18 protein-coding genes and 1 tRNA gene are annotated in these 15,490 nt (G+C 61.0%); 7 read left to right on the forward strand and 12 right to left on the reverse strand.

Annotation, left to right across the window (positions count from 1 at the left end):
* The first annotated feature begins 310 nt into the window (after positions 1–310).
* Positions 311–643, forward strand: coding sequence for a hypothetical protein (locus tag Q0908_RS16550; RefSeq protein WP_299287049.1), 333 nt, complete (start codon positions 311–313; stop codon positions 641–643).
* On the opposite strand, the gene Q0908_RS16555 is transcribed toward Q0908_RS16550, so the two are convergent.
* Positions 629–705 (reverse strand) — tRNA-Met (locus Q0908_RS16555). The two genes, Q0908_RS16550 and Q0908_RS16555, sit on opposite strands and share 15 nt — an antisense overlap.
* Positions 706–828: 123 nt before the next feature.
* Positions 829–1,716 carry a hydrogen peroxide-inducible genes activator gene (locus tag Q0908_RS16560; RefSeq protein ID WP_299287051.1) on the reverse strand — a complete coding sequence of 296 codons (888 nt, stop codon included), beginning with the start codon at positions 1,714–1,716 and terminating at the stop codon, positions 829–831.
* 206 nt (positions 1,717–1,922) lie between these two features.
* Here Q0908_RS16560 and katG point away from each other — a divergent pair, with 206 nt between their 5' ends.
* A complete protein-coding gene (gene katG, locus Q0908_RS16565; RefSeq protein WP_299287055.1) occupies positions 1,923–4,127 on the forward strand; it encodes a catalase/peroxidase HPI in 2,205 nt (734 codons plus the stop codon).
* A 57-nt stretch (positions 4,128–4,184) separates the two neighbouring features.
* On the opposite strand, the gene pcaG is transcribed toward katG, so the two are convergent.
* From pcaG to pcaC, 3 genes are read right to left on the reverse strand one after another with little or no spacing between them, the layout of a single operon-like run.
* Positions 4,185–4,784: a protocatechuate 3,4-dioxygenase subunit alpha gene (pcaG, locus tag Q0908_RS16570; protein ID WP_299287058.1), complete on the reverse strand. Its 600-nt coding sequence runs from the start codon at positions 4,782–4,784 to the stop codon at positions 4,185–4,187.
* Positions 4,784–5,509, reverse strand: coding sequence for a protocatechuate 3,4-dioxygenase subunit beta (gene pcaH, locus Q0908_RS16575; protein WP_299287061.1), 726 nt, complete (start codon positions 5,507–5,509; stop codon positions 4,784–4,786). The genes pcaG and pcaH overlap by 1 nt, the downstream gene beginning before the upstream one ends.
* A complete protein-coding gene (pcaC, locus tag Q0908_RS16580; protein ID WP_299287064.1) occupies positions 5,506–5,886 on the reverse strand; it encodes a 4-carboxymuconolactone decarboxylase in 381 nt (126 codons plus the stop codon). The genes pcaH and pcaC overlap by 4 nt, the downstream gene beginning before the upstream one ends.
* A 119-nt stretch (positions 5,887–6,005) precedes the next feature.
* Here pcaC and aspS point away from each other — a divergent pair, with 119 nt between their 5' ends.
* Positions 6,006–7,787: an aspartate--tRNA ligase gene (gene aspS / locus Q0908_RS16585; RefSeq protein WP_299287066.1), complete on the forward strand. Its 1,782-nt coding sequence runs from the start codon at positions 6,006–6,008 to the stop codon at positions 7,785–7,787.
* 135 nt (positions 7,788–7,922) lie between these two features.
* Positions 7,923–8,651, forward strand: a complete 729-nt coding sequence (locus Q0908_RS16590; RefSeq protein ID WP_299287069.1) for a GNAT family protein — start codon at positions 7,923–7,925, stop codon at positions 8,649–8,651.
* Positions 8,652–8,655: 4 nt separating this feature from the next.
* On the opposite strand, the gene Q0908_RS16595 is transcribed toward Q0908_RS16590, so the two are convergent.
* Positions 8,656–9,375: a response regulator gene (locus Q0908_RS16595; RefSeq protein ID WP_299287072.1), complete on the reverse strand. Its 720-nt coding sequence runs from the start codon at positions 9,373–9,375 to the stop codon at positions 8,656–8,658.
* 127 nt (positions 9,376–9,502) lie between these two features.
* On the opposite strand from Q0908_RS16595, the gene mce reads away from it, so the two are divergent.
* Together mce and Q0908_RS16605 are read left to right on the forward strand one after the other, a co-directional pair.
* Positions 9,503–9,907, forward strand: coding sequence for a methylmalonyl-CoA epimerase (gene mce / locus Q0908_RS16600; protein ID WP_299287075.1), 405 nt, complete (start codon positions 9,503–9,505; stop codon positions 9,905–9,907).
* Entirely contained in the window at positions 9,907–10,182 is a 276-nt protein-coding gene (locus Q0908_RS16605; RefSeq protein WP_299287078.1) for a DUF1467 family protein, read from the forward strand. The genes mce and Q0908_RS16605 overlap by 1 nt, the downstream gene beginning before the upstream one ends.
* On the opposite strand, the gene Q0908_RS16610 is transcribed toward Q0908_RS16605, so the two are convergent.
* The 4 genes from Q0908_RS16610 to Q0908_RS16625 all read right to left on the reverse strand — a co-directional run bounded on the left by Q0908_RS16610 (position 10,139) and on the right by Q0908_RS16625 (position 13,144).
* Positions 10,139–10,858, reverse strand: a complete 720-nt coding sequence (locus Q0908_RS16610; protein WP_299287081.1) for an EI24 domain-containing protein — start codon at positions 10,856–10,858, stop codon at positions 10,139–10,141. The two genes, Q0908_RS16605 and Q0908_RS16610, sit on opposite strands and share 44 nt — an antisense overlap.
* A complete protein-coding gene (locus tag Q0908_RS16615) occupies positions 10,855–11,433 on the reverse strand; it encodes a nitroreductase (protein WP_299287084.1) in 579 nt (192 codons plus the stop codon). Before Q0908_RS16615 ends, Q0908_RS16610 begins: the two co-directional genes overlap by 4 nt.
* A 61-nt stretch (positions 11,434–11,494) precedes the next feature.
* A complete protein-coding gene (locus Q0908_RS16620; protein ID WP_299287087.1) occupies positions 11,495–12,601 on the reverse strand; it encodes a class II histone deacetylase in 1,107 nt (368 codons plus the stop codon).
* A 57-nt stretch (positions 12,602–12,658) separates the two neighbouring features.
* The gene (locus tag Q0908_RS16625) at positions 12,659–13,144 is read right to left on the reverse strand and encodes a VOC family protein (protein WP_299287090.1); all 486 of its coding nucleotides are present in this window, start codon (positions 13,142–13,144) and stop codon (positions 12,659–12,661) included.
* A 196-nt stretch (positions 13,145–13,340) separates the two neighbouring features.
* On the opposite strand from Q0908_RS16625, the gene Q0908_RS16630 reads away from it, so the two are divergent.
* A complete protein-coding gene (locus tag Q0908_RS16630; protein ID WP_299287093.1) occupies positions 13,341–14,573 on the forward strand; it encodes an MFS transporter in 1,233 nt (410 codons plus the stop codon).
* Here Q0908_RS16630 and Q0908_RS16635 read toward each other — a convergent pair.
* Both Q0908_RS16635 and Q0908_RS16640 read right to left on the reverse strand, forming a co-directional pair.
* On the reverse strand, positions 14,568–15,212 hold the full coding sequence (locus Q0908_RS16635; protein WP_299287096.1) for a DNA-3-methyladenine glycosylase I: 645 nt from the start codon (positions 15,210–15,212) through the stop codon (positions 14,568–14,570). The genes Q0908_RS16630 and Q0908_RS16635 overlap by 6 nt on opposite strands.
* On the reverse strand, positions 15,209–15,442 hold the full coding sequence (locus tag Q0908_RS16640; RefSeq protein WP_299287099.1) for a hypothetical protein: 234 nt from the start codon (positions 15,440–15,442) through the stop codon (positions 15,209–15,211). Before Q0908_RS16640 ends, Q0908_RS16635 begins: the two co-directional genes overlap by 4 nt.
* Between the last annotated feature and the right edge of the window lie 48 nt (positions 15,443–15,490).

The following is a 15,490-nucleotide window of genomic DNA, read 5'->3' on the forward strand; positions in this document are numbered from 1 at the left end:
TATGCTAACCGGTCAGAAGAGGACCAAAACCTGAACAGTGCTAACTTATAAACACGGACTCTCAGGGGAGCAGGTCAGTAACTGTCCGCTTACGTTCGCCCGGTCTGCGAATGGTTGCCCCTTGTTCGTGATAGAACCTGAACGCAAATCGATGGTTTCGGCGGAGCGCGTTATCATCAACGCCGATGAGTGAGATGAGACATGGGTAGCCCTTGATTTGCAATAAAGCTAGGTGCGCCAATTGCAGACTCATCAGGCGTGACGATACGGCGACCTGGGATCCAGAGCCAAACTGATCCACGCTGACAAGGTGGCCAAGTTTATCGAAGAATACGACCGGGAGCGAAGACGCTTGGCGCGAGAGGTGATGTCAGATCGAATGGCCTTCGAGGCGGGCCTGACAAAGGCGACCCAACAAATCGAACAGATCGTGACGAACATCACCGAGGGGGCGTTCGACAGTTCGATGAAAAATGATCTGGAAGTGCGCAAAGCACAGTCAGAGGGCGAACTTGCAGCCCTTCCTCCCGGGAACACCGCTATCCCGCATTCGGTGCTGGCCGCGATCTTGGAGTCATCAGGCCCAAAACGACGAACCCCGCCGTTTTACGGGCGGGGTGTCGGTTTTTGGTTGCGGGAGTAGGATTTGAACCTACGACCTTCAGGTTATGAGCCTGACGAGCTACCGGGCTGCTCCATCCCGCGCCAGTTGGTGGAGTGCGTTTAGTCCGAGTCGGAGGGGACTGCAAGGGGATCAAATCGGTTTGCGCCGCGAAAGTGATATTCTTCGTGGCTGAGGCGCTTGCGACTCTTGAAACCACCGATGGCTCAGGTTTGGGTTTCGCGGACCACCTCGGCGATCTCGCGCAGGGCGTTGCCCATCGGATTTGCCTTGCGCCAGATCAGCCCGATGGTGCGGGTTGGCGCAGGGGGGGCGAAGCGGGACACGTGTACCGACGTTGCGCGCGTTTCGACCCCAATGGCCATTTCGGGAATGAGCGTCGCCCCGATCCCGGCCCCCACCATCTGCACAAGTGTCGACAAAGAGCTGCCGTCCAGCCCGTCACGCCGCCGCGCCGCGTTTATGTTGCAAAATGACAGGGCTTGGTCGCGAAAGCAGTGTCCTTCTTCAAGCAACAGCAGGCGCATATCACTCAGTGCATCGGTACTGAGGGGGGTGGGCGGATCTGGTGCGCCGCTGCGGACCAACACCATTTCTTCGGTGAAAAGCGGTACTTCGATCAGGCTTGGTTCCTCAACGGGCAAGGCGACGATAGCGGCATCAAGGCGGCCATCCATCAGTTCCTCAAGCAGGCGGGGGGTGATCGTCTCGCGGACGTCGATGTCCATCTTGGGAAAGCGCGCAGTCAGATCGCCAATCAACCGCGGCAACAGATAGGGCGCGATGGTCGGGATAACGCCAAGGCGCAACCGCTCAAGCAGGCCGCCCCGCACGGCCTCGGCCCACTCGCCCATCTGCTGCACTTCATCCAGCACCACGCGGGCGCGCGCGGCAAAGGCGACCCCGGACGGGGTCAATCGCACCTGTTTCGGGGCCCGCTCAAAAAGTTGCAGGCCAAGCGTCTCCTCGAGCTCCCTGATCTGCACCGACAAGGCAGGTTGAGAGATGGCGCAACTGTCCGCAGCGTTGCCAAAATGGCCTTCGCGGGCGAGCGCTTCGAAATAGCGCAATTGCCGTAGGGTGATGTTCTTCATAATGCAAGGCTATCGATGCTATCGGAAAATGTAACTTAGATTTATCGCGCGAGATCGGTAACAATTGGCCAATGCGACAAAGCCAGAGCAAGATTCGGATAGAAACGAAGATGTTTCGGCGTGCATAAACGACCTATGATGCGCATCTGGAATGATTCCAATCTGGGCTCAATTCCAGCGCGGACAACCAATGATCGGAGATGATGATGGATGGAAATGATGGCGGCAAGTGCCCGGTGATCCACGGGGTAAACCTGCACACCTTTGGCGTGCAATCCAACAGCGATTGGTGGCCCAATCAGTTGAATCTGAAAGTCTTGCACCAGAATGCTCCGACCCTTGACCCGATGGGCGGCGACTTTGATTATGCGGAGGCGTTCAACAAGGTCGATCTAAAGGCCCTCAAAGCGGATATTTTTGCGCTGATGACCGACAGTCAGGACTGGTGGCCTGCGGATTACGGACATTACGGGCCGTTTTTCATCCGCATGGCGTGGCACTCGGCGGGAACATATCGTGTGGCGGACGGCCGTGGCGGAGCGACGTCCGGCACGCAGCGATTTGCGCCACTCAACTCGTGGCCCGATAACGGCAACCTTGACAAGGCCCGCCGCCTGCTCTGGCCGATCAAGGAGAAATACGGCAACGGCATCTCTTGGGCCGACCTCATGATTTTGACAGGTAACTGTGCGCTGGAGTCCATGGGGTTCAAGACCTTCGGCTTTGGCGGCGGTCGCCCCGACGTGTGGGAGCCCGAGGAAGACATCTATTGGGGTGCCGAAAAGGAATGGCTGGAAGAATCAGGCGGCCCCAACAGTCGCTACTCCGGCGACCGCGTTCTTGAAAACCCGCTGGCTGCCGTTGAAATGGGCCTGATCTACGTGAACCCCGAAGGGCCCGACGGCAACCCGGACCCGCTTGGCTCGGGCCGCGACATCCGCGAGACATTTGCCCGTATGGCCATGAATGACGAGGAAACCGTTGCCCTGGTTGCGGGTGGCCACACCTTTGGCAAGGCGCACGGGAATGGTGACGCGGCATTGGTCGGCACCGAACCCGAAGGCTCGCCCATCGAAAATCAGGGCCTCGGCTGGCTGTCCACCCACAAGTCCGGCAAGGGCGTGGATGCGATCACATCCGGCATCGAGGGGCCTTGGACCCCGACGCCAACGCAATGGGATATGTCCTATTTTGATGTGCTGTTTGGATATGAGTGGGAGCTGACCAAAAGCCCCGCAGGTGCAAACCAGTGGCAGGCCAAAGGGCTGTCCGAGGACGATCACGCCCCCCAAGTCGACGGCAATGGCAACGTCAAATTGATGATGACCACGGCAGACATGGCGATGCGTATGGACCCGGCCTACGAAAAGATCAGCCGCGATTTCCATGCCAATCCCGACAAGTTTGCGGATGCCTTTGCGCGTGCGTGGTTTAAGCTGACGCACCGCGATATGGGCCCGATCAAATGCTATCACGGCCCCGAGGTACCGGAGGAAACGCTGATCTGGCAGGATCCGGTGCCGACGCCCGATCACCCGCTGGTGGATGACGCGGATGTGGCGGCCCTCAAGGCGGCTGTGATGGATGCGGGTCTGAGCACGTCCGAACTGGTGGGTGCTGCATGGGCATCGGCGTCGACCTATCGTGGGTCGGATCGCCGTGGCGGTGCCAACGGTGCCCGTGTGCGCCTTGCCCCGCAAAAGGATTGGGACGTCAACCAACCTGCGCAACTGGCCAAAGTGCTGAGCGCGCTGGAAGGGATCAAAGCCGACTTCGACGCCAAGGGCGACAAGAAAATCTCGCTGGCGGACTTGATCGTGCTGGCAGGTGGTGCCGCGGTCGAGGCTGCGGCGAGGGCCGGTGGTCACGACGTGACTGTGCCCTTCACCCCCGGTCGTGGGGACGCCACGCAAGAGTGGACGGACGCCGACAGCTTTGAGCCGCTTGAGCCCAAAGCCGACGGTTTCCGCAACTACATGTCGCAGGATTTCAGCATGTCTGCTGAGGAATTGCTGGTGGATCGCGCGCAGTTGCTGACCCTGACCACACCGGAAATGACGGTACTTGTTGGTGGTCTGAGGATGATGGAGGCCAATCACGGCGGCTCGTCCCATGGTGTATTCACGGACACGCCCGGCGCGCTCAGCAACGATTTCTTCAAGGTTCTCATGGATATGGGGATCAAGTGGAAACCGAAAACCGACGATGGCAACACGTTCGAAGGTCGTGACCGTCAAACGGAAGAGGTCAAGTGGACCGGCACCCGCGTCGATCTCGTCTTTGGCTCGAACTCGCAGCTGCGCGCTGTGGCGGAGTTCTATGCGCAGGACGATGCGAAGTCGAAATTCGTGAACGACTTTGTAGCCGCATGGGTCAAGGTGATGGAGTTGGATCGGTTCGATCTGGCCTGAGCCTGACACAGTAATGTAGCAAAGCGCGGGGCATCACACCCCGCGCTTTCTTCATGCTCAGACGTCGAAAAAGATCGTCTCGTCGGGCCCCTGCAGGTGAATGTCGAACTTGAATGTGCCGGGTGTCGTTTCCTGCGCGATCAGGGTCGGCACACGGTTCTGATGCTCGATGCGGGTCAGCCATGGATCGTCGCCCAGCATCGGATCACCGGGAAAATACATCCGCGTTTGCAATCCGATATTGATGCCGCGCGCCACCAGCCAGATCGAGATGTGCGGGGCCATCATGCGCCCATCGGTGAAGGGCACCGGGCCGGGCCGGACCGTTTCCATCGACCATTGGCCCGTCTCCGCATCGCCAGCGGTGCGGCCCCACCCGGTGAAGGTCGGGTCAGCCCCATCACGGCCCGGATAGAGGCCTTGCGCGTCCGCTTGCCACAGCTCCATCATCGCATCGCGCAGGGGCGTCCCCGTGCCGTCAAAGACGGTGCCGGTGACGGTGATCCGCTCTCCCTTGGTGTTATCGGTGACCATCGCGGCGCCCAGATCTGCCTCATAGACATCCGTAATCCCTGCGAAATTCGGAACGCATCCGATGTGGACGTAAGGCCCTGCGGTCTGCGAGGGGCTTTCGTGCAAATGGGTCAGACGTTGCATCAGTTCCCCTCAATCCGGTTTTCAAACATGGTCGAACGCCGCCCGCGCAGCACGATGTCAAAGTGATAGGCGCGCGCATCCATCGGAACCGTGTTGTTCATATCAAGTGGCGCAACCAGCTGGCTGACGGCCTCCGCATCGGTGATCGTGCGCACAATGGGGCAGAGCGGGATCAGCGGATCGCCTTCGAAATACATCTGCGTGATCAACCGCTGGCCAAAGCTGTGACCGAAGACGGAAAAATGGATGTGGGCGGGTCGCCAGTCGTTGACACCGTTGGGCCAAGGATAGGCACCGGGCTTGATCGTGCGAAAGCTGTAGCCGCCCTGATCGTCGGTGATCGTGCGCCCGCAGCCCCCGAAATTGGGATCGAGCGGGGCGATGTAACCCTCCTTGGCATGGCGATAGCGCCCACCTGCATTGGCCTGCCACACCTCGATCAATGCGTTGGGCACCCCGCGCCCGTTCTCATCCAAGACGCGGCCATGCACGATGATCCGCTGCCCGATCGCCATCTCGCCAGCGGCTGCATAGTTCACGATCAGGTCGTTGTCGTGCGCGCCTATGATGTCATGGCCAAAGACCGGCCCCGCCTCTTCCGACAATGTGGTCGGCATCGACAGCAGCGCCTTTTGCGGGGACCGCACGACACTCGTTTTGTAGTCAGGCGTCAGCGCCTTGGGATGACGGTCGCGGTTGCGGTGAAACAGGGGGCCGTCGCTCATGCCTCGGCCTCCATCTCGGCAAAGGTTTGTTTCGCGAGTTTGAGCGCGTGGTTGGCGCGCGGGACGCCTGCGTAGATCGCCACGTGCTGAAACGCTTCGGCCACATCTTGCGGGGACGCTCCGGTCCGGGCACAGGCGCGGATATGCATGGGGATTTCGTCAAAATTGCCTGTCGCGGCGAGCAATGCCAGTGTCAGCATCGAGCGTTCACGCAACGAAATCGCGTCACTGGCCCAGACCGTGCCCCACGCGCCTTCGGTGATGAGGTCCTGAAAGGGGGCGTCAAACGGCGTTTTCGCAGCCTCCGCGCGGTCCACATGCGCGTCGCCCAAGACGGTGCGGCGCACGGCCATGCCCTTTGATTGTTTGTCGCTCATCACGCGCCCCTCGCTTTTTGCCCGTATTAGCATGGGTGCGCAGGCTTTGTCGCCTTGACTTTCCACCCCTCGCCCGGTGTATCTGCGCCGATCTTGACACGCCCGAAGGGACCATTCCGATGCATGCTTACCGCTCTCATTCCTGTGCCGCGCTGACCTCGGCCAATGTGGGTGATACCGTGCGCCTGTCGGGCTGGGTGCACCGGGTGCGCGACCATGGCGGCGTGCTGTTCATCGACCTGCGCGACCACTACGGCATGACGCAGTTGCTGTGCGACCCCGACAGCCCGGTCTTTGCCGAGGTGGAAAAGGTGCGCAGCGAGTGGTGCATTCGCATCGACGGGACGGTCAAGGCGCGCGATGCCTCGCTTGTGAACCCCAAGATCCCGACCGGCGAAATCGAAGTCTTCGTGCGCGATCTCGAGGTGCTGGGCACGTCGGCGGAATTGCCGCTGATGGTCTTTGGCGATCAGGAATATCCCGAAGAAACGCGGCTGACCTACCGCTATCTCGATCTGCGCCGTGAAAAGATGCAGGATAACATGAAGCTGCGCAGCGATGTGGTCGCGTCGATCCGCAAGCGCATGTGGGATCGCGATTTCCGCGAGTACCAGACGCCCATCATCACCGCCTCCTCGCCAGAAGGCGCGCGCGATTTCCTCGTGCCGTCGCGCCTGCATCCGGGCAAGTTCTATGCGCTGCCGCAGGCCCCACAGCAGTTCAAGCAGCTGTTGATGGTGTCGGGCTTTGACAAATATTTCCAGATCGCGCCCTGTTTCCGGGACGAAGACCCGCGCGCTGATCGCTCGCCCACCGATTTTTATCAGCTCGACCTCGAGATGTCGTTTGTCACGCAACAGGATGTGTTTGACACAATTGCACCCGTGCTGGCAGGCGTGTTCGAGGAATTCGGCGGTGGCAAATCCGTCGACGCGCCAGACAGTTGGGAGCAGATCAGTTACCGCGATGCGGCGCTCTGGTATGGGTCGGACAAGCCCGACCTGCGCAACCCGATCAAGATGCAGGTGGTGTCGGACCACTTCGCGGGCTCGGGCTTTGCGATCTTTGCCAAACTTCTGGAGCAGGACGGCACCGAAATCCGCGCAATTCCGGCCCCCGGTGGCGGGTCGCGCAAGTTTTGTGATCGGATGAACGCCTATGCGCAAAAGGAAGGGCTGCCCGGGATGGGCTATATCTTCTGGCGCGATCAGGGCGAGGGGATGGAGGCCGCAGGACCACTTGCCAAGAACATCGGCCCCGAGCGGACCGAGGCGATCCGCCTGCAACTGCGCCTGGGCGTGGGGGATGCCGCGTTCTTCCTTGGCGGCAAGCCCAAGACATTCGAGGCCATCGCGGGGCGCGCGCGCAACGTGATCGGCGAGGAATTGAAGCTGATTGACGAAAACCGCTTTGCCTTTGCATGGATCGTCGATTTCCCGATCTACGAACAGGACGCGGAAACCGGCAAGATCGACTTTGAGCACAACCCGTTTTCGATGCCGCAGGGCGGGATGGAGGCTTTGCAGGGCGATCCGCTCGACGTGCTCGGCTTTCAGTATGACCTCGCGTGCAACGGCTATGAACTGGTGTCGGGTGCGATCCGGAACCATCGGCCCGAGATCATGTTCAAGGCGTTCGAGATCGCAGGTTATGACGAGAGCGAAGTGCGCAAGCGGTTCGGCGGCATGGTCAACGCGTTCCAATACGGCGCGCCGCCCCACGGTGGTTGTGCGGCGGGGATCGACCGGATCGTGATGCTGCTGGCGGGCGAACAGAACATCCGCGAGGTGATCCTGTTCCCGATGAACCAGCGCGCCGAAGACTTGATGATGGACGCGCCCTCCGAGCCGACAAGCGATCAGCTGATGGAGCTGGGGCTGCGGGTCATTCCGCAAGACTAGGCGGGCAGGATTTCACGACATTTCAGGGGCGCGCCTTACCAGCAGGGCGCGCCCTTTGTCGTCGATCTGCTGATCGACTCTGCGTGCACCTCGAAAGCGCTTGGCGTTGCGCGGAACTCCGCCTAACGTCCGGCCATGACGGGAATTTACCAGATCAATGATGCGCCCGTGCCCAATTGGACGCCGCCACCTGTACCGGATGCGACCACGGTGCTGACAGGGCAGTACGCCACACTTGAACCGCTGGTGGCGGACACTCATGCCGCGTTGTTATATCAGCCCTTTGTCGGCCACGACCATGTCTGGAATTTCCTGCCCTACGGTCCTTTTTCGTCCTCTGCGCAGTATTATCGGTGGGTCCGCGAGATCGAGATGGGGAAAGACACGCAGTTTTACGCCATCAAGAACCATGACAGCGGCGCCTTCGAGGGTGTTGCGAGTTTTCTGCGCATCGCCCCCGAGGCGGGAAGTATCGAGGTCGGCCACATCAACTTCAGCCCGGCGCTGCAGAGAACGCGCGCCGCGACCGAGGCGCTGTATCTGATGATGGGCTGGGCCTTTGAGGCGGGTTATCGCCGCTTTGAATGGAAGTGCGATGCGATGAACGCAGGCTCGCGCCGGGCAGCGCAGCGCCTTGGGTTCAGTTACGAGGGCGTCTTTCGCCAAGCGGCAGTCGTCAAAGGGCGCAATCGTGACACCGCTTGGTTTGCGGCCATCGACGCGGAGTGGCCTGCGCTCAAGGAAGCGTTTGGCGTTTGGTTGAACCCGGCCAATTTTGATGTGCAAGGCCGACAGAATGAAAGCCTTGCCGACATGACTCAACTGGTCCGTGTGGCGGATGATCCGACCCTCGCCACCTCCTGACAAATCAGATCGCGATTTTCTCAGCCAACCGCTCCTGAACTAGCCCGGCCACCGTCGCGGCCTCTGACGCGGCAGAGTCGCCGCGTGCCCGTTTGGCCGCCAATGCAGCACTGGCCATCATCAGTTCGTCATCGTCTGCACTGCGCGCCACGCCGCTGAGGAATTGCGCAACGTAGTCAAGCGCACGCACATCGCTCGCCCCTTCGAGCACGTCAGCCACATGGGCCATGTCATCGCGGTAGGCAATCGGGTCAGGCTCGACCAAATCGTTGGGCACGGACCGCGGCCCGTTCGGGCGCCGATCCGGCGGCAGATGCGACAGGATCGTGTCCTGAAACACGCCCAACGAGACAACAGGCTTCGCCATAAAACCATCAGCGCCCGCGTCCAACGCGATCCCCTCGCGGTCAATGTCGCCAGACGTGCCCAGAATCACATCCGGGCGATTGCCCGACGCGGACAGCTCGCGGATCAAATCACTGCCGCTGCCGTCCGGCAGACCGATATCCACGATCACGACCGTTGGCCGGTAAACCTGCAAATGGCGGCGCGCCGAGCGCAACGTGTCGGCCCGCCGAATGCGCGCCCCACTGCGCAAACACAACAATCGCAGCGCCTCGCAAGCGAATCGACTGTCTTCGATGACCAAAACGGTCAGACCCAAAAGGGGGCGCATCGCGGTTGGGGCGGGGTAAATTGGCTTGAACGGGTCCGTCGTATCCATCACTTCCTCCGGCTGAACTCTGGACCTGACGTTACGGGCCCTTAGCTAACAGCAAGTTAACGCCTGCTCTTGCGTGATATTCCGTGCTTAGCGATAAGGGCGCAACGCCAAACCAAAGGAGTTCCAGATGATTGGTCGCTTGAACCATGTCGCGATTGCGGTCCCCGATTTGGACGCCGCCGCTGCACAATATCGGGGTGCTTTGGGGGCCGTCGTGGGCGCACCGCAGGATGAACCCGATCACGGCGTGACTGTCATTTTCATCGAACTGCCCAATACCAAGATCGAACTGCTGTATCCCTTGGGTGATGACAGCCCCATCAACGGTTTTCTTGAGAAAAACCCGACAGGTGGCATTCATCACATCTGTTATGAGGTCGATGATATTCTGGCTGCCCGCGATCACCTGCAATCAACCGGCGCGCGTGTTCTGGGGTCGGGTGAGCCCAAGATCGGGGCCCACGGCAAACCCGTTCTTTTCCTGCATCCCAAGGACTTCAACGGCTGCCTTGTTGAGCTTGAGCAAGTCTGATGGGTCTCACATCAGCCCTTGTCCTTTATGCCGTGATCTGGTGGATGTGTTTCCTGATCTCACTGCCCATCAAGGTGCAAACCCAGGGCGATCTGGGGCAGGTGGAACCGGGCACCCATGCGGGCGCGCCCGAACATCACCACACCAAGCGCAAGGCGTGGATCGTGACGTGGGTGGCGCTGGTTTTGTGGATCATCGTGGCCGGCATCATCCTGTCGGGGTGGATTTCCTTCAGCGATATGAGCTGGTTTGACCGGGCGCTTGAGCCTTTGTGATCTTGTGAAAAAGATGGGTGAATGTCGCTGCCCCAATGATCGGGATCAGTAAATTTATCAATGGGATAGACAGTGGAATCGCCATCAGCGTCCCTGCCAGCCAGATAGTGGCAATGTGAGCGCGCCGCAACTCTTTGGCGCGCGCCCGTCCGACCCGGCGCATTGCGGCGAGCGTGAAATATTCGCGGCCCAGCAGGAACCCGTTCAGGCCCCAAAAAATGAAGGGCGCAAGTGGGGCAAAGAACACGTAGAGGATCAGCGCCAGCAGGTTCGCGACGATCAGCACGCCGAGAAAATTGAGCGTGTCCACCACCGCATCGCTAATCGGTACGCTGTTGGCGGGGGCCAAGTGGGGGTAGTGTCGATCCTCGACGGCCTGCGCCACCTCGTCCAAAAACATCGAGGTGATGGCCGAGGCCACTGGCATCATCAGAAAGATCGACAGGCCAAAGAACAGAAAGAATGACCCCCAACTGACGATATCATCCAGCCACGTGATTGTGCCGACCCATGGCACGCTGACACTGTCTGCTGTCAGCGATCCGATCAGCCAGACAAGGCCGGAGGTTGCAGCGATCAACAGCGCAACGGTGAGTGCAACGCCCAGCAACAGCACACGGCGAAACCGGGCATCGCCGATCTGGCCGAGTGCGGCAAAGAAGGAGGTGATGATCATGCCTCGACCCATGTGGTGATGGCGTGGAGGTCGGGGCGTGGCCGATCCGGCGGAGTGCTTGTCTCGGTGCCGATATGGACAAACCCTGCGATCTTTTCGTGTGGCCCGAGGTCAAGCGCCTGCTCCATGAAATCACGATCATGGCTGGGCCAGCCGCTCAGCCAATTGGCCCCCCACCCCGCGGCAAGGGCGGCGTTCAGCAGGGCGAGGCAGACGGCCCCGGCGGAATAGGTTTGTTCCAGCGCCGGAATTTTTTCGGAGGGTTTCTGCACCTCGATCACAGCGATGGCGAGGTTGCCTTGGTCGAATTGCGTGCGCCCCTTGGTGATCTGTTCGTCGTCGAGTCCGAGGGCACGGCCACGTTGCTCTGCGACTTCGGCGAGTCGTGGCATCGCACCTGCGCTCAGGACGATAAAGCGCCATGGCTCCAGCTTGCCATGATCGGGGGTGCGCGCCGCGGCTGTCAGGATCTTCTCGACCATTGCGCGGTCTGGCACGGGTGTGGTCAGCGTCTTGGCCGGGCGCGAGCGGCGGCTGAGCAGGAAATCGAGCGCTTCGGGGTTCGGGCTGGGCATATGTTACGCCTTTTTACATGTTGAAGGTCATGTCGTGGCGATGGGCTGCGACGTCAAGAGGTTAGAGGCCAAGTTGCTCGGCCATGTGGTCGATTTCGCCGCGCAGGAACGCGTCAAAGCGTGGGCCCGGCTGGCGCGCGTCAAGGGCGCGCTTCATAGGGTCGGGCGCGGTGATCCCGCTGCCGGACAGCGCCTCGATCGTGGCGTGACCGCAGAAGGGCACGTAGACTTCGGAATAGCCGCCCTCGTGGCTCAGCACGAGCTTGCCGTCGCAGATGTCTTCGGCCAGTGCGTTGATCTTCAACGTCATTTGGCGGAACGTGTCGGCGGTGGCGAGCATCCGGGCGAGGGGGTCGATTGCGCCCGCATCAAATCCGCAAGCGACGATAATCAGGTCGGGATTGTAGGCCTTGATCGCCGGAACGATGACACGGTCCATCGCGTGCAGGTATGCCGTGTGACCGGCTCCGGCAGGCAGGGGCAGGTTGAGGTTGAACCCTTTGCCCGCGCCCGTGCCGCGATCCGCCAGCGCGCCCGTGTCGAGGGGATAGTTCCCCTCTTGGTGCATCGACAGGGTGAACACATCCGCCCGGTCATAGAAGATCGACTCGGTCCCGTTGCCGTGGTGGACATCCCAGTCGAGGACTGCGACCCGCAGGTCGGGGCGACTGGTCTTTGCGGTCTCAATCGCGATGGCGATGTTGGCCATCAGGCAGAACCCCATCGGCGCGTCCGCGCGGCAGTGATGCCCGGGCGGGCGGGACAGCGCGTAGGCGTTGTCGTGGGTGCCATCCAGGACGCTTTCCACCGCCGCTGTGGTCAGACCGGCAGACAGCGCCGCCAGTTCATAGCCACCTTTTGCGAACGGCGCGTGATGCCCGATCTCGCCGCCGTGGTCGTCGGACAGGGCCTTGAATTTCGACAAATAGCTTTCGGGATGAACGCGGCGCAATTGCGCGTGTGTCGCCTCATGGGCGGAGGATACGTGAAGATCGCCCATCAACCCCGTCACCTCCATCAGGTTCTTGAGGCGGCGCTTGGTTTCGGGGCTTTCCGGCAGACCACCGGCAGCGAGCGGCTGGACCAGACCGCCAAGCGGCACCGTAAAGGCATAGTCGCCGCCTGCATGCCACATGGTCCGTTCGTCATGGAAAAATCCTGTGCGCATGGCGGTCCTCGGTTCAGCCTGCGCGCAAGGTGGCTGAAATCAACGAGGTGGGCAAGATCAGGCCGCCTCGGCCAGCAGCGCCGCGACATCAAGCGGTGCGTTGACCATTTCAAGCGCGCCATCCGCATCGCGCGGCCACTCTGCCGGATCGCGGTCACGGTACAATTCGACCCCATTTCCGTCCGGGTCGCGGACATAGACGGCCTCGGACACGCCATGATCCGCCGCACCATCCAATGGCGTGCCATGATCCAGCACCCGTTGCAGTGCCGCCCCAAGCGAGGCGCGGTCGGGAAACAGGAACGCGCTGTGGTACAGACCCGCCGCCCGCTCGGGCGCAGGTCCAGCCCCCCGCGAGTGCCATGTGTTGAGACCGATGTGGTGGTGATAGTCACCCGCCGCCAGAAATGCCGCCTGATCGCCATAGCGTTGGGTCAAGGTGAAGCCGAGCACATTGCCGTAAAAGTGGATGGCCCGTTCGAGGTCCGTGACCTTGAGGTGGATATGGCCGACGCGCGTGTCGGTGGGAACTTTTGCGGTCATGATGGCCTCTTGCGTGCGAATGCGGCTGTGATCTGAAGGGTAGGTGTCCACAAACGACGCAGCAACATGCACAGGCGCGCATAATTTGTGCGTGTCTGTAGGGGCGTCGCAGAGGAGAGGCTGTGCCGCACCCGGACACTTTCGCCCAAAAGGTTTGCGTTTGACATCCGGGTCGGCCTGCGCCCCTCTTGGGCGCATGGCTCTCCTCATATCCAACCGCCCTTATCGTCTGCTATTCTCGGCCACTGCCATCTCGAACCTTGGCGACGGGGTGTCGGCACTGGCCTTTCCCTGGCTTGCAACGCTCATCACCCGTGACCCGGCGCTGATCGCACTTGTCGCCTTTGCGACCCGGCTGCCATGGCTGCTGCTGTCGATCCCGGCGGGTGTTGTGGTGGATCGCTATGATCGGCGGTTGTTGATGGTGCAGGCAGATGTGTTCCGGCTTTTGCTGACCGGCGCGGTGATCGCGCTGATCCTGTCGGTGCCTGTGCTGCCTCCACCGGGTGATCCGTTGCCATATATCTTGGCGCTGTCGGGTCTTGCGATGCTTTTGGGCTGTGCCGAGGTGATCCGCGACAATGCCGCCCAAACCGTGCTGCCCTCGGTGGTCGCCAAGACGGATCTTGAGGCGGCGAATGGTCAGATGTGGAGCGTTGAGCAGATCATGGGCTCGTTCGTCGGTCCACCGCTGGCCGGGATCCTGATTGCGTTTGCGGTGCCTGCGCCGTTTACGCTGGATGCGATCACCTTCGGGATTGCCGCATGGCTGGTCTGGTGCATCGCGATCCCGCGCCGTGTTGCCCCGCCCCGCAGACGGATCAGGCCCGAAGTGGTGGAAGGCTGGCAATGGATGCGCGGCCATTCCGTCATCTTTCGCCTCGCGATCATGCTGGGGCTGATCAACGCGATTTCGACGATGGCCGTCACCATCCTGATCCTGTTTTCGCAAGAGGTTCTGGGGTTAAGCGCGGTGGGCCATGGCATCCTGCTGACGGCCGGAGCTGCCGGCGGGGTGGTTGGCGGTATTGTCGGTCCGCTCGTCGTCGCGCGGATTGGCGGGCAGCGGGCGGTGATGCTGGCGCTTGCGCTGATACCTGTGCCGTTTCTGGTGATCGCCCTGACCTCAAACCCGTATGTAGTCGCCGTTGCGCTGTTTGTGGAGATGATCGCGGCGCTGCTTTGGAACATCGTGACGGTGTCCTATCGTCAACGGCTGATTCCGGATAATCTGCTAGGCCGGGTCAACTCGCTCTACCGGTTTTTTGGCTGGGGGATGATGCCCGTCGGCGCGCTGGCGGGTGGCTGGATGGTGTCGCTGGCCGAGCCGGAGTTGGGCCGGGAACTCGCCTTGCGCGCGCCTTACATCCTTGGCGCGGTGGGCTCTTGTCTGATGATGCTTTATGGGTGGCGCAAGTTGCGGCTATGACCTGTTGGGCGGGGGTTGCGGCACGGTAAAGGCGCCCCGTTCGGCCAAAGAGGGCGGGCGGAAATCGCAACCGTCAAAGTGGTCATTGATCAGCCCGCAACCTTGCAACACGCCGTACATTGACACGGGGCCGACGAACTTGAAGCCGTGCGCCTTGAGATCCTTAGCCAGCCGCTCGGAATAGACAGATTGGGTGTTCGCGCGCAGCGTTTCGGCTGTTACGGGATCGGGCCGGGTGGCCGGATCGGGTTCGTATTGCCACAGGAAGGCGGCCAGTGAGCCGTACCTTTCCACAAGATCAAGCGCGCATCGGGCGTTGTTGATCACTGCCCCGATCTTGACCTTGTTGCGCACAAGGCGGGCGTCCTGCATCAGCCGGTTCACGTCTGCATCGCCGTAATTGGCGATCACGTTCATATCGAAGCCATCATAGGCCTCGTCGAACATCTCGGCCTTGGTCAGCACGCCGTGAAACGACAGGCCCGAGGCGAAGATCTCGAAACAGATTTTCCGAAAGATATAGGTGTCGTCGGCGGTGGGTCGCGCGAAGGCCGTGTCGTGATAGTGGGTAAATATCGGATCATCGACGCGGAAATTGCACCGCACCTTGCCGTCCGCGCATGTCACCAGATCGCTCATGTGGCTTCCCTGGGGGCGGCACGTGCGTCTATCAGAATTTGGCCCAAAGGGTTATAACCTTTCTCATCGTGATCGCCGATCTTCCAATCGCGCACCTCTGCGCGTTTGGGTTTGCCATATTGGAACGCGTGCTCGGCACTCGGCAGCGTCACCCCGTCAAAGGTCACGTCGCAGGAATACAGCGGGCTGAACATGCCATGCGGCTTTCCATTGGCCTTGCTGAAGGTCATCGTATCCGCGTCCATGACCAGCAGCTAAGGCGGACAAGCGGCATGGCA

This window comes from uncultured Tateyamaria sp., assembly GCF_947494755.1.
Classification (GTDB): Bacteria; Pseudomonadota; Alphaproteobacteria; order Rhodobacterales; family Rhodobacteraceae; genus Tateyamaria.